This is a genomic window from Pseudonocardia sp. EC080619-01 (assembly GCF_001420995.1).
Lineage (GTDB): Bacteria > Actinomycetota > Actinomycetes > Mycobacteriales > Pseudonocardiaceae > Pseudonocardia.
In genome coordinates this window covers 5,973,321-5,992,876 of sequence record NZ_CP012184.1, presented here as the reverse complement: position 1 = coordinate 5,992,876, position 19,556 = coordinate 5,973,321, and the positions used below count along the sequence as shown (strand labels likewise).

General features: G+C 74.3%; 20 protein-coding genes and 1 pseudogene. 13 read left to right on the top strand and 8 right to left on the bottom strand.

What is annotated here, in order from left to right:
* The first annotated feature begins 6 nt into the window (after positions 1–6).
* Positions 7–606, top strand: a complete 600-nt coding sequence (locus AD017_RS27580; protein ID WP_145982592.1) for a hypothetical protein — start codon at positions 7–9, stop codon at positions 604–606.
* 3 nt (positions 607–609) lie between these two features.
* Here AD017_RS27580 and AD017_RS27575 read toward each other — a convergent pair whose 3' ends face one another.
* The 3 genes from AD017_RS27575 to AD017_RS27565 form a co-directional block, all read right to left on the bottom strand.
* Positions 610–1,287 carry a pentapeptide repeat-containing protein gene (locus tag AD017_RS27575; RefSeq protein WP_075315072.1) on the bottom strand — a complete coding sequence of 226 codons (678 nt, stop codon included), beginning with the start codon at positions 1,285–1,287 and terminating at the stop codon, positions 610–612.
* A 53-nt stretch (positions 1,288–1,340) separates the two neighbouring features.
* Positions 1,341–2,321 (bottom strand): triacylglycerol lipase, encoded by a 981-nt coding sequence (locus AD017_RS27570; RefSeq protein WP_060576065.1) that lies wholly within the window; start codon positions 2,319–2,321, stop codon positions 1,341–1,343.
* Between the two features lie 120 nt (positions 2,322–2,441).
* The gene (locus tag AD017_RS27565; protein WP_010237011.1) at positions 2,442–2,822 is read right to left on the bottom strand and encodes a hypothetical protein; all 381 of its coding nucleotides are present in this window, start codon (positions 2,820–2,822) and stop codon (positions 2,442–2,444) included.
* Positions 2,823–2,991: 169 nt separating this feature from the next.
* Between AD017_RS27565 and AD017_RS27560 the strand changes: the two genes are divergently transcribed.
* From AD017_RS27560 to AD017_RS27550, 3 genes are all read left to right on the top strand, one after another.
* Positions 2,992–4,395: an APC family permease gene (locus tag AD017_RS27560; RefSeq protein WP_010237014.1), complete on the top strand. Its 1,404-nt coding sequence runs from the start codon at positions 2,992–2,994 to the stop codon at positions 4,393–4,395.
* Between the two features lie 98 nt (positions 4,396–4,493).
* Entirely contained in the window at positions 4,494–5,129 is a 636-nt protein-coding gene (locus AD017_RS27555) for an antibiotic biosynthesis monooxygenase (RefSeq protein ID WP_060576064.1), read from the top strand.
* A 64-nt stretch (positions 5,130–5,193) separates the two neighbouring features.
* Positions 5,194–8,604, top strand: a complete 3,411-nt coding sequence (locus AD017_RS27550; RefSeq protein ID WP_060576063.1) for an arabinosyltransferase domain-containing protein — start codon at positions 5,194–5,196, stop codon at positions 8,602–8,604.
* Between the two features lie 58 nt (positions 8,605–8,662).
* On the opposite strand, the gene AD017_RS27545 is transcribed toward AD017_RS27550, so the two are convergent.
* The gene (locus AD017_RS27545; protein WP_060576062.1) at positions 8,663–9,082 is read right to left on the bottom strand and encodes a hypothetical protein; all 420 of its coding nucleotides are present in this window, start codon (positions 9,080–9,082) and stop codon (positions 8,663–8,665) included.
* Between the two features lie 19 nt (positions 9,083–9,101).
* A complete protein-coding gene (locus tag AD017_RS37550; RefSeq protein WP_060576061.1) occupies positions 9,102–9,689 on the bottom strand; it encodes an Lsr2 family protein in 588 nt (195 codons plus the stop codon).
* A gap of 109 nt (positions 9,690–9,798) precedes the next feature.
* Between AD017_RS37550 and AD017_RS27535 the strand changes: the two genes are divergently transcribed.
* On the top strand, positions 9,799–10,302 hold the full coding sequence (locus AD017_RS27535) for a GNAT family N-acetyltransferase (protein WP_202968930.1): 504 nt from the start codon (positions 9,799–9,801) through the stop codon (positions 10,300–10,302).
* Between the two features lie 218 nt (positions 10,303–10,520).
* Positions 10,521–11,003, top strand: a complete 483-nt coding sequence (locus tag AD017_RS27530) for a hypothetical protein (protein ID WP_010232161.1) — start codon at positions 10,521–10,523, stop codon at positions 11,001–11,003.
* A gap of 1 nt (position 11,004) precedes the next feature.
* On the opposite strand, the gene serA is transcribed toward AD017_RS27530, so the two are convergent.
* Positions 11,005–12,204 carry a phosphoglycerate dehydrogenase gene (gene serA, locus AD017_RS27525; protein ID WP_010232163.1) on the bottom strand — a complete coding sequence of 400 codons (1,200 nt, stop codon included), beginning with the start codon at positions 12,202–12,204 and terminating at the stop codon, positions 11,005–11,007.
* Between the two features lie 219 nt (positions 12,205–12,423).
* On the opposite strand from serA, the gene AD017_RS27520 reads away from it, so the two are divergent.
* The 3 genes and pseudogenes from AD017_RS27520 (at position 12,424) to AD017_RS36620 (ending at position 13,833) form a co-directional block, all read left to right on the top strand.
* A complete protein-coding gene (locus AD017_RS27520) occupies positions 12,424–12,900 on the top strand; it encodes a hypothetical protein (protein WP_193408773.1) in 477 nt (158 codons plus the stop codon).
* A gap of 104 nt (positions 12,901–13,004) precedes the next feature.
* Positions 13,005–13,298 (top strand): annotated as a pseudogene (locus tag AD017_RS37545) (protein kinase); the annotation flags it as partial.
* Positions 13,299–13,398: 100 nt separating this feature from the next.
* Positions 13,399–13,833 (top strand): hypothetical protein, encoded by a 435-nt coding sequence (locus AD017_RS36620; protein WP_060576058.1) that lies wholly within the window; start codon positions 13,399–13,401, stop codon positions 13,831–13,833.
* Between the two features lie 36 nt (positions 13,834–13,869).
* Here the strand turns inward: AD017_RS36620 and AD017_RS36615 are convergent, their stop codons facing one another.
* A complete protein-coding gene (locus tag AD017_RS36615) occupies positions 13,870–14,826 on the bottom strand; it encodes a hypothetical protein (protein WP_060576057.1) in 957 nt (318 codons plus the stop codon).
* A gap of 106 nt (positions 14,827–14,932) precedes the next feature.
* Between AD017_RS36615 and AD017_RS27500 the strand changes: the two genes are divergently transcribed.
* Entirely contained in the window at positions 14,933–16,261 is a 1,329-nt protein-coding gene (locus AD017_RS27500) for a sensor histidine kinase (protein WP_060576056.1), read from the top strand.
* Positions 16,258–16,917 (top strand): response regulator transcription factor, encoded by a 660-nt coding sequence (locus tag AD017_RS27495; protein ID WP_060576055.1) that lies wholly within the window; start codon positions 16,258–16,260, stop codon positions 16,915–16,917. The genes AD017_RS27500 and AD017_RS27495 overlap by 4 nt, the downstream gene beginning before the upstream one ends.
* Before the next feature lie 59 nt (positions 16,918–16,976).
* Here the strand turns inward: AD017_RS27495 and AD017_RS27490 are convergent, their stop codons facing one another.
* Positions 16,977–18,011 (bottom strand): Gfo/Idh/MocA family protein, encoded by a 1,035-nt coding sequence (locus tag AD017_RS27490; RefSeq protein ID WP_227012611.1) that lies wholly within the window; start codon positions 18,009–18,011, stop codon positions 16,977–16,979.
* 185 nt (positions 18,012–18,196) lie between these two features.
* Between AD017_RS27490 and AD017_RS27485 the strand changes: the two genes are divergently transcribed.
* Positions 18,197–18,850: a (2Fe-2S) ferredoxin domain-containing protein gene (locus AD017_RS27485; protein ID WP_060576053.1), complete on the top strand. Its 654-nt coding sequence runs from the start codon at positions 18,197–18,199 to the stop codon at positions 18,848–18,850.
* Positions 18,851–18,932: 82 nt separating this feature from the next.
* Entirely contained in the window at positions 18,933–19,538 is a 606-nt protein-coding gene (locus AD017_RS27480; protein ID WP_010232182.1) for a dihydrofolate reductase family protein, read from the top strand.
* Positions 19,539–19,556 lie beyond the last annotated feature (18 nt).

Sequence of the window (19,556 nt, the reverse complement as noted above, 5' to 3'; positions counted from 1 at the left end):
GATCACATGAGCGGTAGGCACCGACGTCCAGGCAGTACTCCCGCCCGCCGTGCCCTGCTGGGCACGGTCCCGCTGGTCGGCGGGGCCGGTCTCGTGACCGGGCTGCTGGCCGGGGCGGCCCCCCAGCCGATCGGCCCGGCCGCGGTGGCCACCACGCTGCCACCACCGGCGGAGCCCGAACTCCCGGGCGCCACGGCGTCCGGCGCGCTGCCCGGGCGTGGGGAGACCGCGATCGACGCCGTCGCCGGCGCCCGTGACGCCGCGCTGGCGCGGGAGGCCGCCGAGACCGCGTCGGCGGACCGGGTCAGTACCGTCGCCGACGAGCTCCGCGCACAGGCCGACGAGCGCGCCGAGCGCGCCCGGGCCGCCGGTGACTCCGAGCTGGCGGACTACCACCGCGCGGAGGCCGAACGCCAGGAGCAGGCGGCGGCGTCGTCGCGGGCGGTGGTCCCGGCGGACACGGAGCCCGTGGCGGATCCGGGTGAGCAGTGCCGGTCCGCCGACCTCCTGCAGCTCGGCCCGCTCAGCCTCGCCGGCCCGGACGATCCCGACTGCGAGGTCGACCCGTGGGTGGCCGGGCAGGTGCAGGACAGCGAGCCGGGCTGACCGCTACCCGGCCGGTTCGAGCACGGTGAGGCCGAGCGCCGCACAGATCGCGCCGGCCTGCGCGGACGAGATGATCGCGCCCCGCAGCGCGCCCGGGGTGTCGGGCGTGACCTCACCCAGGTCGCACGTGCGCAGGTCCGCCTCCTCCAGCCGGGCGGCGCGCAGCACCGTCCCCCGCAGCCGGCACCGCTCGAAGCCGACGGTGCGCAGGTCGGCGCCCGACAGGTCGGCCTCGGACAGGTCGCACCCGGAGATCCGCAGTCCACGCAGGCTCAGGTCCTGGAGGTCGGCGATCTGCAGGTTGCAGCCCGACAGCGTGAACGACGCCGTCAGGCCGCGCATGCCGCGCAGGGAGACCCCGATCATCCGGCAGCCGTCGAAGCGGGTGTCGCCGAGGACCGCCCCGGCGAAGCGTGCGCCCGAAAGGTCCACACCGGACAGCACGGCGTCGGTCAGGTCCGCCTCGCGCAGGTCGACGGCGGCGAGCGAGGTGCCGGTGATGCGGGCCCGGTCCAGCCGCGCCCCGCGCAGGTCGGCCCCGGCGAGCGAACCACCGTGCAGCTCGAGCCCGGCGAGGTCGGTCTCGCGCAGGTCGCACTCGTCCAGAACGGGCCCGTGGACCGGCTGCCCGCTCCGTGCCGCGGCGATCAGGTCCTCGGGCGTGCTGACGTCGGCGCTCACCGTGCCAGCCTCGCACGGGGCACCGACGGTCCCGTGCGGCGCGGTGGTGCCCGCTACGACGAGGCGGTGGCGGGCGGTGCGTCCGGTCCCACGGGGAGGCACCGGACCGGCTGTGCGTGGTCCGGGTCGAGCGCGTTGGTGATGTGCTGCAACGTGACCGGGTCGAACGCGACGGCGACGTGCTCGGCCAGGTCGGTCGGGCACCCCTCCTGCAGGACGATGTTGTCGGCGCCGTCCATGAGCCCCGAGGTGTAGGGCACGACCAGCTCGTCGTAGCGGGTGAGGATCATCGTGTAGTCGACGCCGTCGACCCGCGGCCCGCCGCCGGAGTTCATCTCGGCGAGGAAGTCCGAGCCGCGCAGGAACTGCCGGCACGACGCGCAGAGCGGGTCGAGCGCGAGCCCGATCGCCGGGCCGAGCCCGAGCTGCTCACCGGTGCGGTTCAGCAGCGCCAGCCCCGCGGTGCTCGTGCCGTCCCACAGCGGGGTCATGCCGACGTACCGGTCGACGTGCTCGGCGCCGCCGAGGAACTTCACGTAGTGGTTCGGCATCAGCGAGCCCTCGGAGTGGCCGACGATGTCGACCTTCTCCGCGCCGGTCTCGTCGAGGACCCGGTCCACGAAGTCGGAGAGCTCCGCGGCGCTCGCCTCCATCGGCGCGAGACCGCCGACCTGGGTGAGCGGCGGTGGGGCGAGCGGGTTGCGGCCGTAGGTGAGGGAGAAGACGCAGTAGCCGCGCTGCTTCAGCTGCGGCGCGATGTAGGCCCAGTTGTTCGCCTGGTTCGCCGACAGCCCGTGCACGAGGACGACCGGGTTCGGGTGGTCCGCGCCCGGTTCGCAGTCCCAGTCGTTCGACCCGGCCGGGGACGGGTCCAGCAGGTCCTGACCGGGCAGCGCCGGGGCGGAGCCGGCGGCGGGTGCCGGGCCGGGTGTGGCCGGTGTGGCCGCCCGGGCCACGGGCGTCACGAGCGCCGAACCGACGACCACCGTCGCCAGTGCGATCGCCGCGATCGCGCCCCATCGCCGTCGGTCCATGCTCGCCGCCTCCTCGCACCGGTTACCGAGCGGTACAACGAGGACGGACCCGAAAGGTTGCGGGCCGTGACCACATACGGCCGTCCGGGTGAGGGGAGTGGCCGCCGACGGGCACCGCGCTCAGGCGGGAGGGGAGTCCTGTGGCGGGCGCCCGCCGCGACGCATGTTGCCGTTGGTGGTGCGCCGGGTGGGGTCGATGAGGCGCTTCCACTTGGCCTGTGCGGCCTGCCTGCTCGACATCTGCGCCTGCACGGCGTCGGCCACCTGCTGCCAGGTCAGGCCGTCCGACCGCAGGGTCCGGATGAGATCGCGTTCGTAGGCGTCGGCCAGGCGGTGCATCTCCTGGACGAGCGCGTACCAGGCCGCGGCGGCGTCACGGGTCAGCACGCCCTCGGCGGCCCGGGTCTTCATGTCCTCCAGCTGTTCGGGCAGGGACTGCCGCTTCCGGGCGATGGACGGGTCGGCACGCTCCAGCCACCGCTGGGCCTCCTCGATGTTCATGATGTCAATGTTTCATTGACGCCAGCCGATCGTCAACGAAACGACGACCACCGCACCCCGCCACGACGGGGGAGCCGGGCCGCCGGTCCACCGAGGATCGCCGTGACCCTCGACGCGACGGGTGCCCGTCGGGTGGAATGCCCGGATCACCGGTACCGGGGGAGGGCACGTGACCCGACAGGACGACCAGGGGTTCGTGAAGGTGCTCGGCCGGGCGGACGTGCTCGCCGTCGGCTTCGGAGCGATGATCGGCTTCGGCTGGGTGGTGCTCGCGGGGGACTGGGTCTCCGGTGCGGGGACGGCCGGCGCCGCGCTCGCCTTCGTCCTGGGTGGCGGGGTGATGGCCGTCGTCGGCCTCACCTACGCCGAGCTCGTCTCGGCGATGCCGAAGGCCGGCGGCGAGCACCACTACGTGCTGCGCGCGCTCGGGTCGAGGTGGGCGTTCGTCGCGTCGTGGGCGATGGTGCTCGGCTACCTGTCGGTGGTGGCGTTCGAGGCGGTCGCGCTCCCGGAGACCGCGCTCTACCTGTTCCCCGACCTGCAGGCCGGGCTCCTGTGGACGGTCGCCGGCTACGACGTCCACGCCACCTGGGCGCTGGTCGGGATCGCCGGCGCCGTCGTCGTCACCTGGCTCAACTACATCGGGATCCGGCCCGCCGCCGTCGCCCAGACGGTCGCGGTGGCCTTCCTGGTCGGCGTGGCGTTCGTGATGCTCACCGGCATCGCCGCGGGTGGCAGCGCCGCCACGGCCGAACCGTGGTTCACCGGCGGGGTCGCCGGGATGCTCGGCGTCCTCGTCGCCGTGCCGTTCCTCTTCGTCGGGTTCGACGTCATCCCGCAGTCGGCCGAGGAGATCCGGCTCCCCGAACGCCACATCGGACGGCTGCTGGTCGTCTCCGTCCTGATGGCGATCGCGTTCTACGTGGTCATCGTCCTCGGCACCGGTGCCGCGCTCGGCGACGACGAGCTCGCGGGCTCGCAGCTCGCCGCGGCCGACGCGATGGCGACGCTGTGGGGGCACCCGGCGTTCGGCACGCTGCTCGTGCTCGGCGGCATCGCGGGCATCCTGACCAGCTGGAACGCCTTCCTCATCGGCGCGAGCCGCCTGGTGTACGCCATGGCGGCCTCGGGGATGCTGCCGCGCTGGTTCGCGGTGGTGCACCCGCGCCACCGGACGCCGTCGCACGCCGTGCTGTTCATCGGCGGCCTGTCGGTGCTGGCGCCGCTGTTCGGCGACAGCATGCTGACCTGGCTGGTGAACGCCGGCGGGATCACGATCACCATGGGCTTCACGATGGTCGCGGTGACGTTCCTGGTGCTGCGTCGGCGCGAGCCGGCGCTGGAGCGGCCGTTCCGGGTGAGCGGGGGGCCGGTGGTCGGGACGGTCGCGGCCGTCGCCGGGCTCGTCCTGTTCTCGCTGTACCTGCCCGGGATGCCCGCCGCGCTCGGTGCGCCCGAGTGGATCATCGTCGGCGGCTGGTGGGTCGTGGGCCTGTGGTTCCTCACCCGGTTCCCCGAGGTGGGCCCCGGCGTCGACGCCGAGGAACGCCTCGTCCGGGCCACCGGCCGCTGACCGGCCCCGTGGCCCCGGGCCCGGGCTTCCCCGGCCCGCCGCAGTGATGTCGTGCGGCCACGGTGCGCGGCGGGCCCCGAAGGCGTCACCATGCCTCCATGTCCACCGACATCGACATCCGGACCGGCGGCACCACCCCCGCCGCCGCGTCCACCGCACCGGTCACCGTGTCCTTCACCCGCCGGGCCGACCCCGAGCACGCCACCGAGATGACCGCCTGGATCCGCTCCGGCCTGCTCCTCGCGGAGGGCTTCCCCGGATTCCTCGGCGGCGGCTGGGTCCGCACCCGCGGCGGGTCCGACGAGTGGCACATGCTCGCCCGGTTCGACTCGCACGAGTCGCTCGCCCGCTGGGAGGCCGCCCCGGAGCGCCGCTGGTGGCTCGGGTCGGCGCAGGGCCTGGCCGAGATGACGCGCAGCGAGCGCCGCACCGGCATCGAGGGCTGGTTCGACGAGGCCGAGAAGGTCGAGACGGCGGGGCCGCCGCAGCCGACCCCGCCCCGCTGGAAGCAGGCGACGACGATCTGGCTCGTCTTCTTCCCGATGAACCTGCTCGCGACCGTGACCCTCGGAGCGCTGCTCGCCGACTGGCACGTCGTGCCGCGGATCGCGGTCACGACGATCGTCCTGACGCCGATCATGGTCTACCTCGTGCTGCCCTGGATCACCCGCGTGCTCGGCTGGTGGCTGCACGACACACGCTTCCGCGACCGGCACCGGGGCCCGGTGGGCTGACCGGCCCCGGTCACGGGACGGGGGCTCCGGGTGTCGCACGGAGCCGGGTCGCTACCGTCGTTCGGTGCTCACCGAGGAACCGAGGGTCGCGGAACGGGAGCAGGTCGACACGTCACGTGACACACGTCGCCTGCGGTGGGCGGGCGGGCTCGGCCTGCTCGCCGTCGTCCTTGCCGTCGCGGTGCCGTTCCTCCCCGTGGTGCAGCACGAGAACACGATCGTCTGGCCGTCGCAGGCCACCGGTGCGCAGGACGTCAACGCCCCGCTGGTCGCGCTGCGTCCCGAGTCCATGTCGGTCGCCGTGCCCGCGGAGGCGATCCGCAGTCTCGACGAGCGCAGCGCCACACCGGCGACCGTGCTGTCGACCGTGCCGCCGGAGTCCCCCGAGGGCGCGCGGTCCGGGATGGTGCTCACGGTCGGCGACGGCCAGCTGACCCTGGTCAACCGGGGTGAGCAGCTGTCCGCGGCACCGCTGCGCGACGGGCCGTCGGAGATCAGGATCTCCTCGGACGCCGAGGAGACGACGGTCGACCTCGGTTCCGGCGCGCAGACGTTCCCCGGGGACCTGCGGCCCCAGTCGGTCGGCATCTACTCCGACCTCGACGGTGCCGCCGACCCGCTGGCCGGCACGTCCGTCCGGATCAGCCCGGACACCCGGTTCGACAGCAGCCCGTCGGTCTGGAAGTCGCTCGCCACCGCCGTCGCGAGCCTGGCCCTGGTCGGGTCGCTGCTCGCGCTCGCCGGCGTGGACCGGCACCTCGGGCGGCGCCCGCACCGCGCCGGCCGGGAGGCCGGCGGCATGGCCGAGCGCTGGCCGCCCCGGCTGCGTCGCTGGTGGACCCGCGCGCGACCGCGCCCGGTGGACGTCACCGTCGTCGGCGTGCTGGGGCTCTGGGCCGCGATCGGCGGCCAGACCTCCGACGACGGCTTCACCCTCGGCATCGTGCGCGACGTGCCCACCTCCGGCTACGTCGGCAACTACTACCGCTGGTACAACGCCGCGGAGGCGCCGTTCGGCTGGTTCTACGACCTCTACGCGCTGTGGGTGCAGGTCTCCGACTCGCTGCTGTGGCTGCGGCTGCCCGGCGTCCTGATGGGTGTGACGGCGTGGTGGCTGGTCTCCCGGGGCCTGCTGCCCCGCCTCGGGCGCCAGGCCCGCCGGTCCCGGGCGGCGACCTGGGCCGCGGCGATGACGTTCCTCGCGTTCTGGATGGCCTACAACTCGGGCCTGCGGCCGGAGCCGGTCGTCGTGGTCTGCTCGCTGCTCGCGCTGGTGTGCGTGGAACGCGCGATCGCGCTGCAGCGGACGCTGCCGGTCGCGCTCGGCCTGTTCGCGGCCTCGATGGCGGTGGGCGCGAACCCGGCCGGGCTGATCGCGATCGCCCCGTTCCTGGCCGGGATCCGGCCGCTGTGGCAGCTGCTCGCGACCCGGGTCCGGACGTTCGGCGCGGTGTCGGTGCTGGCACCGCTGCTCGCCTCGGGCACCGCGATCCTGATGATCGCCTGGGCGGACCAGAGCTGGGCCGCGGTCATCGACTCGACCCGGATCCGGTCCGACGTCGGGCCGGACTGGCCCTGGTACTCCGAGATCGCGCAGCGGTACGCGCCGCTGTTCGGCAGCCTGGCCGACGGGTCGATCGCCCGCCGGTTCCCGATCCTGCTCGTCATCCTCTGCACGCTCGCGTGCGTCGTGGTCCTGATCCGGCGGAACCGGATCCCCGGCGCGGCGCTCGGGCCGGCCCAGCGGCTCGTCGGCAGCACCGTCATCGCCCTGCTGATCTTCGCGATGACCCCGACCAAGTGGACCCACCACTTCGGCGACCTCGTCGGCCTCGGCGCCGGGATGGTCGCGCTGGCGGCCATCGCGACCGGGTCCGACGCGTTGCGGTCGCTGCGCAACCGGCTCGCGTTCCTGGCGGCCGCGTTCCTCGTGGCGGCGCTGTCCGCGGCCGGGCCCAACACCTGGTGGTACACGAACAACTGGGGTGTGCCCTGGGCCGACCAGCAGGTCCTCATCGGCGGCTACGAGGCGTCGAGCGTGCTGCTGGTCGTCGCGCTGCTGCTGGCCGCGGGCGCCGGGGTCGAGCACCTGCGGGGGATCCGCGAGGACCGGCACCCCGACCAGCTCGCCGGGCTCGAACGCGCGATCGGACGGCTGCCGCTCATCGGGCGCTGGTGGCGGGCCCGCGACTGGCGCCGCGACGCGTCGGCCGCGCTGGACGCCACGCGGCGGCTGCGGCTGACGTCGGCCCCGCTGGCCGTGCTGTGCGCTCTGCTCGTCACGTTCAACCTGTGGTCGATGGGCGCGGCCATGCAGGCCCGCTCGGGCACCTGGTCGATGGGTTCCGACGCGTTGTCGAACCCGCTCGGCGGGTCCTGTGGCCTGGCGAGCCAGGTGTTCGCCGAGCGGCGCCCGGCCGACGGCGTGCTCGCACCCGCCCCGGAACCGACGGGCATGGCGACCCCGGCCAACCCCGACCTGCTGCCGACGGTCGCGTCGCCGCCCCCGCCGGGGGAGTCGACGGCGACCCCCGCGCCGCTGCCACCCGGCGTCGTCCCGGCGAACAGCCCGGAGGCCCAGCTGCTCGAACCGACCAGCGGAGGCTCCGGTTTCCGCCGCGACGGTGTCCCGCCGACGGGCGGCGGGTCCGGGGTCTCCGGGTTCGAGTACGTGCTCTCGGGCGGGCTGGGCAGCGACGCCGCCCCGGCCTTCGGCAGCTACGACTCGTCCGGTCGCGGCACCGGCACGCTGCGCACCCCGTGGACGCAGCTGACCGCCGAGCAGCGCGCCGGCGCCACCCCGCTGGTGGTGACGGCGGCGGGCCGGCTGGGCGGCGGCAACAAGCTGACCGTGCAGTACGCGACGAGACTGTCCGACGGCCGGGTGCGAGTGGTCGAGCAGACCACCCTCGACGACGGCCGCGGCGAGGAGATGCCGTGGCGTGAGCTGCGGTTCGACCTGCCGGAGGCCGCCCGCGCCGCGACCGAGGTCCGGCTGGTGGCGCAGGACAACTCGCTGGGGGCCGACGGGTGGCTCGCGGTGGCCCCGCTGCGCGCCCCGCAGCTGGCGCCGCTGTCGGCGGTCGTCGGGAACCAGGCGATGTTCCTCGAGTACCCGGTGTCGCTGGCGAGCCCCTGCCTGCGCCCGTTCTCCACCGCCGGTGGGATCGCGGAGGTCCCCGCCTACCGGCTGCAGGCCGACGGCAGCCGGATGCGGGTCGACGGCGAGGGCTGGTCGACGCCGCAGGCCGGCGGCCCGCTCGGCTGGATCACGGTGATCGGAAAGCAGAACGAGCTGCCGACCTACCTGGAGGGCGACCCGGGCCGGGACTGGGGCAAGGTCCAGGCGATCCAGCCCTACCGCCCGAACGCGGTGCGGCCGACGTTGGAACGCTCCGACGTCCTCCGGTCCGGGCTCTACAGCCCAGGGCCGCTGCCGGCCCCGCCGCCCGGCATCCCGTCGCCGAGCCGCTGACACGCGTCGCGCTGCCCGGGGCGACCCGTCTCCCCGGGCAGCGCGACGTGACAGCGCCTCAGGACAGGGCGGCGACGCCGAGCGCGACGAGCACGCCGACCTTGACCAGCTCGAGCGCGACGTAGCCGAGGTGGGCCGGCGAACGGGGCCCGGGCGCCGCGCTCCCGGCGCGCAGCAGCACGTTCGAACGCCGCGTCAGTGCCGGGCGCACCACGAGGAGCTGGACCGCGAGCACGACGGCGGCGGCCGCCGCGAGCAGGGACGCCGGGACCGGTGTCCCGGCGACGACCAGCGCGACCGCGACGACGGCGAGCAGGACGAGCTCGGCGACGTTCAGCGCCCGGAACACCAGGCGCCCGATACCGACCCCGAGTGCGGTCGTGATCCCCGGCGCGCGGAACTTCAGCGGCGCCTCCAGGAACGAGATCGCCAGCACCATGCCGAGCCACACCCAGGTCGCGGCCGCGGCCACCGCCATCGCCGGTGCCTCCCGCCGGTCAGCCGCTGAACTCGACCGCGGGAGCCGTCGACTGCCGGGTGGCGGGTGCCGCGACCGGCTCGGGTGCCTGCTCCACGGCGCTCGCCTCCGTGGTGGCGGGCTTCTCGGCGGCCGGTTCCGTCGTGGTCGGCCCGGCCGTGCGGGCGGGCTTCGTGCCCGCGGTCGTGGTCGTGCCCGCGGTCGTGCCGGACGCGGCGGCCTCGTCCCGCCGGTAGGCCTCGGCGACCTCGGACGGGATGCGGCCCCGCTCGGAGACGGTGAACCCGTTCTCCCGGGCCCACTCCCGGACCGCGCGGTTGTGCTCACGGACGGCGGCACCGGAGCCCTCGGCCCCGGGAGCGGCACCCGCGGACCCGGCCCCGGCACCGCCCGGCGTGGCGGCCGGTGCCGTGCGGCCGTGGTCGCGGGCCGACCCGGCGGAGCGGGCGGCGCCCAGGAAGGGCGCGAGCCCCTCGCGCAGGGCGCGGGCGTGGGCGGAGGTCAGGTCGATCCGGAACCGCCGGCCGTCGAGTCCGAAGTCGACGGTCTCGTCGGCCTCGTCGCCGCTGATGTCGTCGACGAGCCGGACCGTCTCGACCTTCGCCACTGCCGTTCCTCTCGCGTCGCCGACCGGAAGTCGCTCCGGCGTCGTCGCGAGCATAACGACGGGTCCGCCGGGGCGCGGAACCCGCACGACACGCCGGGCGTGGCGGACGGTGCGGCAGAGTGTCCGGGTGCACATGGTGATCGACGACCTCGCCGGAACGGAGATCGCGGAGTTCCTCTCCGGGCATCTCGCCGACATGCGGGCGCAGTCGCCGCCGGAGAGCACCCACGTGCTCGATCTCGACGGCCTGCGGGGCCCAGCCGTCACCGTCTGGACGGTCCGCGACGACGACGGCACGGTGCTCGGCTGCGGTGCCCTGAAGGAGCTCGGCCCGGACGGCGGCGAGATCAAGTCGATGCGGACGGCACCGGCGGCGCGCGGGCGGGGCGTCGCGGCCGGGCTCCTCGTCCACCTGATCGGCGTCGCCCGCGGGCGCGGGTACCGCACGCTGCACCTGGAGACCGGCTCCATGGAGTTCTTCGCCCCGGCCCGCCGGCTCTACGCCCGGCACGGGTTCACCCCCTGCCCGCCGTTCGCGGACTACCCGGACGACCCGAACAGCGTCCACGTGGTGCTGGTGCTGGACCCGTCACGCTCGGCCGGACGGGTGTGACCCGGCGATCATGTGATCCCGCCCTCGCCTGTGCGCGGAGTGTGATCTAGAATACTCTACGAGCCGTAGAACACGGCGCCGACGCCAGACCGTTCGACGGTCCTCCACCGGGGCGCCGGCCGCCCCGCTGCGGCGGGCCGACGCACGTCCCGTGGGTGGCGGCCCGCACGGGGGCCGCCGTCCGCCGCCGTCGCGGGGACGGAAATGGGGCCACGGGCATGACGGTCGAGACCGGCCTGGTCAACGCGGACCTGCGCCGCAAACGATCGGTGGATCTCGCGCAGGTGATCCAGGCGCGGTACGGGGACGACGTGACCCGGCTGCGGGTCGGCCTGCTCGCCCACCCGTATCCGCATCCGGTGCCGGACCGCCACCGCAGCGAGGTCGAGGTCACGGCCCTGCGCGGCGGGTCCGGGCTGGTGCTTGTCGCGTCGACCGCACCGGACGACGAGGCTCCGGCCGCGGGCGTCGGGATCTGGGAGCTGACCGTCGCGACCCGGGACGGCACCGTCCTGCCCCGGGGTGAGGCCGAGGGCTGGGCACGGGCGCTGTTCGGGTACCGGTGCGCGCCGCTGGTGTACCGGCGCCCGTCGGGCGGCGGACTGTTCCGCCGCCCGAGCCGGGTCGACTTCGTGGTGCATCACGGCGAGCACGGCCCGATGCACCCGTCGGACGTCGAGGCGTTCGGCGCCTGCGCCTGAGTCAGAGCGGGAACGAGCGCAGCCACACCGTCTGCGCGGCCCTCCCCAGCGCGGAGAGCACGTCGTCGGGGAGGACACGGTCGGTGTCGGTCAGCACGTAGCCCAGGTCGCCCCAGGTCGACAGCGACTGACCGGTGACGTTGACCCCGGCGTCGGCGAGCAGCCGGTTGATGTCGGCCAGCACCCCCGGCTTGCTGGTGTGCAGGTACGCCATGCGGAACACGCCGGCCGGGTTCGGGGCGCCGACGTTGGGCAGGCTGACCGACAGGGGAGTGGCACCACCGGTCACGAAGTCGACCAGTTTCGCCGACACGAAGTGGCCGATGCCCTCCTGCGCCTCCTGGGTGGAGCCGCCGATGTGCGGGGTCAGGATGACGTTGTCGAGCCCGCGCAGCGGGGACTCGAACGTGTCGCCCTGGGCCTTCGGCTCCACCGGGAACACGTCGACGGCGGCACCGGCGATGTGGCCCGAGAGGATGTTCTCCCGCAGCGCCTGCTCGTCGATCACCATGCCGCGGGAGGCGTTGATGAACATCGAGCGGGGCTTCATCGTGGCGAACTGGTCGGCGCCGAAGAGGCCGGCGTTGCCCGGGCGTCCGTCGACGTGGATCGAGACGACGTCGGACTCGGCCAGCAGCGCGTCCAGCGACGGCATCCGGCGGGCGTTGCCGTGGGCGAGGCGGTCCGCGGTGTCGTAGAAGACCACGCGGAGGCCGATCGCCTCGGCCATCGTCGACAGCTGGGTACCGATGTTGCCGTACCCCACGATGCCCAGGGTGCGGCCGCGGAACTCGTGCGCCCCCTTCGCGGACTTGTCCCAGACCCCCTCGTGCATCCGCTGGGTCTTCTCGGTGAGCCGCCGCGCCAGGACGACGATCTCGCCGATCACCAGCTCGACGACGCTGCGGGTGTTGGAGTACGGCGCGTTGAACACGGCGATGCCGCGCTCGGCGGCCGCCTCGAGGTCGATCTGGTTGGTGCCGATGCAGAAGCAGCCGACGGCCAGCAGATCCTTGGCGGCGTCGAGCACCTCGGGTGTCACGGTGGTGTTCGATCGGATGCCGAGCAACTGCACGCCGGACACGGCCTCGAGGAGCTCGTCGCCGCTGAGCGAGCCGGGCCGGGTCTCGACCTCGAAGCCCGCGCGTTCGAACGCCTCGGCGGCGCCGGGGTGGATGTTTTCGAGCAACAGGACCTTCACGCCGACCAACCTATGCCCGGGACGGCCGTCACGGGGGATCAGCCCGTCACCGTTGCGGTGCGCTGCGACGGGGGTGCCGGACGAAACGCCCGAACTCGTCACACTCGTTGTCAATGTTTCGTTGACGCCAACTCGACGTCAACGAACCGACGACGCCCGACCCCGTCACGACGGTGCGCCCAGGGGGAGGCCCCCTGCCGCCGCCGGCGCCGCAGGGCCGTGCTGCACCGTCACTTCGGGCCGGAGTACGACCACGTCCTCGACCAGGCCGGCGGCCGCACTGCCGGAGAGGCCGAGCTCGAGCGACGCCTGCGACGGCGTCGCGAGCTCGACGTACGCACCCTCGACGCCGACGAACGGGAACGGTTCACCGGCTCGTGGGTGCAGGCGCAGAACTCCTTCGTACAGACCCCGCGCAGTGGACTGCGGGACGCCGATCTGCTGATCCTGCAGGTCATGCGGGCGCGCGGGTACCCCGTCGAGCACTACTCCGAGCGCGAGCAGGTCATCTCGGTCCACCATCCCGACCTGGTCGGGCACTACCGCGCCGCCCACACGGTCGCCGTCGCCGACACCCACGACGAGGCCGGCACCGAGCAGCTCCGGCTGGCGATGGTCGACTACCAGTACCTGTTCGACGAGCTCGTCGGCGCCGGCCACCCCGAGACCACCCACCGCGGGCTGCAGGCGCCGTGACCGGTCCTCCCGTACCCGGAGCGGGGGAGGAGCCGCCCGCCGTCGGCGCCGGCCACCTGCTCGCCGGGCGTTACCGCGTGCGGGAGCTGCTCGGCGAGGGTGGCATGTCGCGGGTCTACCTCGCCGACGACGGTGACCTCGACCGACCGGTCGCGGTCAAGGTGCTCCGCGCCGAGGACTCCGAGGACGCCGAGCAGGTGGGACGCCTCCGCGACGAGGCCCGTGCCATCGCCGCGATCGACCACCCCGGCGTCGTCGAGGTGCACGACGTCGGCGTCACGGCCTCCGGGGTGTTCGTCGTGATGGCCTACGTCGAGGCGAGTCGCTCGACCGGCGGCTCGACCGCACCGGACCGCTGCCGGTACCTCTGGCGGCCGCGCGGTGTGCGATGCACTCGCGGCCGCCCACCGGCCCGGGTGGTGCACCGGGACGTCAGCCCCGGCAACATCATCCTGCGCCCGGACGCCCACCGTTCACCCGTCCCGACCCCTGACGGTCGTGCTGGCCCAGCTCCGGGAACCACCACCCCGGCCGTCCGCGTTGCGGCCCGGCATCCCGGCCGGCCTCGACGACGTCGTGCTGCGGGCGCTGGTCAAGGAGCCTGCCCACCGGTTCCCCGACGCCGGGGCCGTGGCCGCGGCGCTGGTCCGCCTCGAGCCGCCCACAGGAACGCTCGAACTGGCCGCGACGACCGGCCACGCAGCTCCCCGGCCCTCGACGACGCCCGGGCCGGCGCCGCCGTCGGTGTCCGTGGGATCCCGGGCCGGGCGGACCGACCGGCCCGCGCCCGCGGTCGAGCAGACCCTGACCCAACTCGACGACACCCGCGATGCCGGTCCCGGCCGTCACCGCCTGCGCACCACCGTCATCACCGTGACCGCGCTGGCCGTCCTCGCCGTCCTGGTCGTCGTGGCCACGATCGGGCTCGTCTGAGCGGGCATCGAGGCGGTGCCGGCCGGGAACCGGGGCTCAGCCCCGTGCCGACCGGGCGACCGGGCTCTGCACGCGGATCTCGTCCGGCACACCGTGGCCGGCCCCGGGCAGGGCTGCGCCGGGCCGCGACATCGACAGCAGTCCGGCCACGGCGAGCGCGAACCCGGCCAGGAGGCCCGCGACGTGTGCGACCCCGGTGGCGGGCGACCCGCCACCGACCGCCAGCTCGGTCGCACCCATGGTGGTCGCGGTGGCGTACAGCCCGTCGGCGAACGCCACCGCGCTCCCGACCCAGGCTGCCACCGCCACGGGCCATCCCGGGCGGCCGGCCGTCAGACCGACGATCCCGGCCACGCCGATGACGATCAGCACCGCGGTCACGACAGCAGGGACCAGTACGACCGGATCCCCCGAGCCCCACCCGCCGACGACCCGCAGCCCCGCAGCGACAGCCGCGGTCACTGCACCGCCCCCGGCGAGAGCCCGCAACAGCGGTCGCGCCGCGTCCTCGGCCCGGTGATGCGTCGTGACCCGGGCACCCCAACGGTCGCGTGCCAGCAGGGCGAACGCGGTCAGCAGGCACACTCCCTGCACGGTGAACCCGCCGTAGACCATCGGGTGCACCCAGGTGGCCATCCCCGTCGCCGTCGCCGGCGGGAGCACCAGCGTCATCGGCAGCGACACCAGCGCGATCGGGACCAACAGGCCGGTCGCGACCCACGCCGGCAGGAGGACCGGCAGGACCGGGAACCGCAGGGCCGTCCGGCTACCCAGCGCCACCGCGAGTGCGACCACGCAGAGATCGAGCAGCACGGTGATCGCGTTCATCACCGGCATACCCGCACCCTCCAGGATGCGTGGGTCGGTGACACCGACCGGGTTCCCCGTGAGCCAGGCGATCTTCATCGTCACGTAGGGCAGGGTCGCGAGGGCGGCAGCCGCGCCGAGGATGCGGCGGGCGGTCGGCGTGCCGTGGACATCGTGTGGGGTCATGGACCCAGGCTGGCCACCCGGGCACACGTCGGCCTCCCCTTCGCGGGTGGACGATCTCCCTCGCAGGAGGGAACGGCCGGAGGGCCCCGTCTGCGACGATTCCCGCGTGGGGGGATCGCCGTCGTGGACGACGCTGACGACGCCGACGGGGTGGGCCGCGGGCCGCACCTGTCGCCGTGTACTCCACGTACTGCTCGGCGCGGTGGTGTTGTTGCCGTACCTGGGAGCCGCCTGGGTACTGGTGCGCACCGCGGCCGGCGGCGTGGGCGCCGGCGCCATGGTCGGCCTGACCGTCACGGTGGTGTTGCTCGCGATCGGTGTCACCGTCCTTCCCGGCGTGCGCGAGCTCCTCATCGCCGCGGCCCGTGCCTTGCTCGGCGTCGACCTGCCCGACGACCCGGCAGGCAGCCCGGTCCCACTGACGACCCGGCTCCGTGCGGCCGGATGGCTGCTGGTCTGCACCGCACTGGGCGCGGTCTCCGCGGCAGCGCTCCTGGTCGCGCTGCCGGTCACCGTCGCCCTGGTCGCCACCCCGTGGGAGCAGTACCCACCGCTGCCGACCGGCCTCGCGGCATGGTGGACCGCGCCGCTGGCACTGCTGCCGGTCCCCGCGGTGCTCACCGCGCTCGCCGCGGCCGGAGCACTACAGGCCCGTCTGGCGCCGGCACTCCTGGGACCGGACCCCGGACAGCGGCGCGCCGCCGAGCTCGCCGAACAACTGGCACGAGCACACCGGCGCGCCGACCGGCAGGCCGAGCGCACCCGGCTGGCGCGCGAGCTGCACGACTCGGTCGGCCATGCCCTGACCGTGTCCACCATGCAGGCCGCGGCGGCCGCCGAACTGCTCAGCACCGATCCGTCGTTCGTCGCCCGTGCCCTCGACGCGATCGCCACGACCGGCCGCGCCGCCCTCGATGACCTCGACCACGTACTCGGCCTGCTCCGGGACGACGGCGACACCCCGCAACCGGTCCGCGACCTCGACTCGCTCGAGCCCCTGCTCGCCTCGGCGCGTGCCGCCGGACTCGACCTGCACCACGACGTGGACCCGGCCGCAGGGGTCCCCGCGGTGGTGTCCCGGGAGGCCTACCGGCTCGCCCAGGAAGGACTCACCAACGCCCTGCGCCACGCCGGTCCCGGACCGGTCGAGCTGCGTCTGCGCCGGAGCGGGAGCGGGCTGCACCTCACGATCACCAACACGATCACCGCCGGCGGGGACGGAGCCCGGGAGCGCCGCGTCGGGCGTGGCCTCGCCGGAGCCCGGGAGCGTGTCGCACTGCTCGGCGGCACCGTCCGCGCCGCCCCCGACGGGGACCGCTGGGTCCTGCACGCCCGCTTCCCCTCCACACCCACAGGCCCTTCGGGGCCCGGCTCGACCCGTGGGACGACCGCGGAGGAGTCGTCCCCCACGACGCACGATCGGGAACCGACATGACCACCGGGCTGCTCCTGGTCGACGACGACGAGCTCGTCCGCACCGGACTGCGCGCCGTGCTCGACGCGGACCCCGCCCTCACGGTGCTCGGTGAGGCCACCGACGGCGCCGAGACCCCGGGTCTCGTGGCACGACTGCGGCCCGACGTCGTCCTGATGGACATCCGGATGCCCGGTGTGGACGGCATCACCGCCACCCGGGACCTGGTCCGTCGTCCCGACGCGCCGCGGGTGCTGGTGCTGACCACCTTCGGCCACGACCGCTACGTCTACGACGCCCTGCGCGCCGGAGCGACGGGGTTCCTGCTCAAACGCACCCCACCGCGCGACATCGTCCGCGCCGTCCACACCGTCGCGGCGGGGGAGTCGTTGCTGTTCCCTGCGGCGCTGCGTGGACTGGCTGCCGGATTCGCCCCCGACGGCGGCGACCGCCTGCAGGACGCCGGACTGACCGCCCGCGAGGGTGAGGTGCTGGCACTGATGGCGCGGGGTCTGTCCAACGCCGAGATCGCCCGCGAGCTCTACCTGGGTGTCGAGACCGTGAAGACCCACGTCGCGGGAGTGCTCGCCAAGACCGGGTCCCGGGACCGCACCCAGGCCGTCGTCGCCGCCTACGAGTCCGGTTTCGTCGATCCCCGTCGCCGGGACGACGCCTGACCCGCGGGCACCGCCGGCGGGCACGCGACCGCCGTCGGCGACCGGTCCGTGGTCCCGTCTCAGATCCGGGGCACCGCCACCGGCGTACCGCCGGCGGCGAGCGACCCGGCGGCGACGACACCGACCAGCGAGGCATCGACCGCGGCACGCACCGGCACCAACGGCGGCGCGCCATCGTCGAGACAGGCTCTGAACGCCTCCAGGACCCCGACCGTGCCCGCGGAGCCGGGCTCGTCCCGATCGCCGCCGGACACCCGCTCCGGCACCCTCACCTGCTCACGTACCGCGCCGGTCGGGCTCGCCCACGGTTCGCTCCGCAGCCGGATCGACCAGGCATCGGCCCCGGGCATCCGGCGGGACTCGACGAGTCCGCGCGTCCCGCGTACCGATACCCAGCTCCAGTGGCTGTCCGGTTCGCCCTGCAGGAACCCGTGGCGGGCCACGGCCAGCGCGCCGGTGGACAACCGCACCACCAGCACGACCGCGGTCTCCCGCCCCGGCGGCCCGATACCGTGCGCGGCCACCGACACCGGCCGGGCGCCGGTGATCGCGAGCACCGGGCTGAGGGTGTGGGTGCAGTAGGCCGTCGGCGAGATCCGGTTGCGCCAGTGCCCGGGTGCGCCGAGAAGGTCCTGCAGCGCCGCGGGCCCCAGACCGTGCAGGTACTCGGCCTCGATCAACTCGATGTCGCCGACCTCGCCGGCGGCCACGACCTGGGCGATCGACCGCACGTGGGGCAACGCGACATAGTTCTCGGCGAACGAGTAGCTCGCTGGTGAGGCGTCTGCCGCTGCGACGAGGTCTCGCCCCTCCGCCTCACTGGCACACGCCGCGGTCTCGGACAGCACGTGCACACCGGCATCGAGGAACGCGACGGCGCGCGGCGCGTGGGTGTCGAAGTCGTCCGCCAGGACGACGCCGTCCAGACCCGCGCCAAGCAGCTCGGCCCAGTCCCGGGTCCTGGGGATCGACCCCGGATCGTCGACATCGCGGGTCTCGCAGCCGATCACGACCTCGAAGCCGAGCCGGTCCGCCCAACGAGCCAGGTACCGCCCCTGCGGCCCGAGCCCGATCACACCGATCCGTCGCCCCACGCCTGTGACCATGGTCCGGGTCGGGCACGGCGGCAAACCCTTTCCGCCCTACCCGGCACCGACGCGCGGGCACGTCGTCACTGTCCGGATCGCACCGCCGGCGCGGAGCCGGTCAACACATGAGAGCCTGTTCAGATGTCATCCACGGCTCGCTGCCGGCGAACCCGTCACGGCCGAGGCCGCCGGTGACCGGACGTGCGCTGGTGCTGGTCGCCCGGCCCACGCCGGCCGGAGTGGATCGCCGGTCGATGGAAGGGCTCGCCCGCGCGGTCGCCCGGCAGGTCCCGGACGCGGTCCACATCGCCTACCTCGACCAGCAGGACCCGACGGTGCCGGCCGTCCTCGACGAGCTCGCCCGCGACGGCGTCGGATCGGTGCTGGTGATCCCGCTCGCCGTCCCCGCCGACCGCTACCTGGTCACCTGGATCGGTCGTGCCGTGGCGCACCACCTCCGCGCCACCGCGACGTCCGGACCCGAGGTCCGCATCGCGCCCGGACTCACCGGCCTCGTCGCCTCCACCGTCGCCCGGCTGGCCGGCGCCGAGGGCGAGCCGGTGACCGCATCGGCGAACGCGTTCGTGAGTCCGGCGTTCTCCGAGCTCGACGTCCCGCACCGGCACCTGTTCGTCTGCCGCGGCCCACGCTGCCTCGTCCACGGCGCGGGGGAGACCCACCGCGCACTGTCCGCGGCGGCGAAGGGCACCACGACACAGGTCACGCCCTGTGGCTGTCTCGGCCCGTGCAACCTCGGCCCCCTGGTCGTCGACGGCACGACGTGGCACCGGGCGGTGAGCCCGCTCGACGCCGACGAGCTCGTCAGCGGGCGCTGCGCCCCGTGAACGACGGCCGGGCGCCCCGGACACGATGAGTCCGTGGCCCCGGGCCGGTCCACCCTCGTGACACCGAGGAAGGGACCCCGCCATGTCAGAGCTTCTCGTCGACTTCATCACCTCGCTCGACGGCTACGCATCAGGGGAGGGGTGGCCCGGGTTCTGGGGCCTCGAGAGTCCGGAGTATCTCGCCTGGCTCGGCGAGCAGCCCGAGGTCACCTACCTGATGGGAGCGAACACCTACCGCCTGATGTCGGGTTTCGCCGGCGGCGAGGTCCCGGGCGGCCAGGACGAGTTCAGAGCCGAGGAACAGGCGTCGGTCGACGAGCTCACGCAGGCGGCCAAGGTGGTGTTCTCCGCCTCGCTCGAGGCGCCACCGGCCTGGGCGAACTCCACACTCGTCCGCGACGACGCCGTCGAGACGGTCCGCGCCATGAAGGAGAACGGCTCGGGGCTCCTCAGCACGATCGGCAGCCTCAGCCTGTGCCGGTCCCTGCTCCGTGCCGGGCTCGTCGACCGCTTCCGGGTCGTGATGTTCCCGGTGATCACCGGGGCGACGGGCGAAGAACGGATCTACGACGGCTATCCGGACCTCGCCCTGACGATGATCGAGCACCGCACCTTCGACGGCGGCATCCAGCTGGTCGAGTACGCGCCACGCGTCCTCGAGCACCCGCCGCTCGGCGCCCCTGCGTGACCGCCGCGGTCGTGGCCG

Coding starts and splice junctions, on each gene's coding strand:
- AD017_RS27580 (WP_145982592.1), top strand. CDS start 7: ATGAGCGGTAGGCACCGACGTCCAGGCAGTACTCCCGCCCGCCGTGCC.
- AD017_RS27570 (WP_060576065.1), bottom strand. CDS start 2,321: ATGGACCGACGGCGATGGGGCGCGATCGCGGCGATCGCACTGGCGACG.
- AD017_RS27565 (WP_010237011.1), bottom strand. CDS start 2,822: ATGAACATCGAGGAGGCCCAGCGGTGGCTGGAGCGTGCCGACCCGTCC.
- AD017_RS27555 (WP_060576064.1), top strand. CDS start 4,494: ATGTCCACCGACATCGACATCCGGACCGGCGGCACCACCCCCGCCGCC.
- AD017_RS27545 (WP_060576062.1), bottom strand. CDS start 9,082: ATGGCGGTGGCCGCGGCCGCGACCTGGGTGTGGCTCGGCATGGTGCTG.
- AD017_RS27530 (WP_010232161.1), top strand. CDS start 10,521: ATGACGGTCGAGACCGGCCTGGTCAACGCGGACCTGCGCCGCAAACGA.
- AD017_RS36615 (WP_060576057.1), bottom strand. CDS start 14,826: ATGACCCCACACGATGTCCACGGCACGCCGACCGCCCGCCGCATCCTC.
- AD017_RS27495 (WP_060576055.1), top strand. CDS start 16,258: ATGACCACCGGGCTGCTCCTGGTCGACGACGACGAGCTCGTCCGCACC.
- AD017_RS27480 (WP_010232182.1), top strand. CDS start 18,933: ATGTCAGAGCTTCTCGTCGACTTCATCACCTCGCTCGACGGCTACGCA.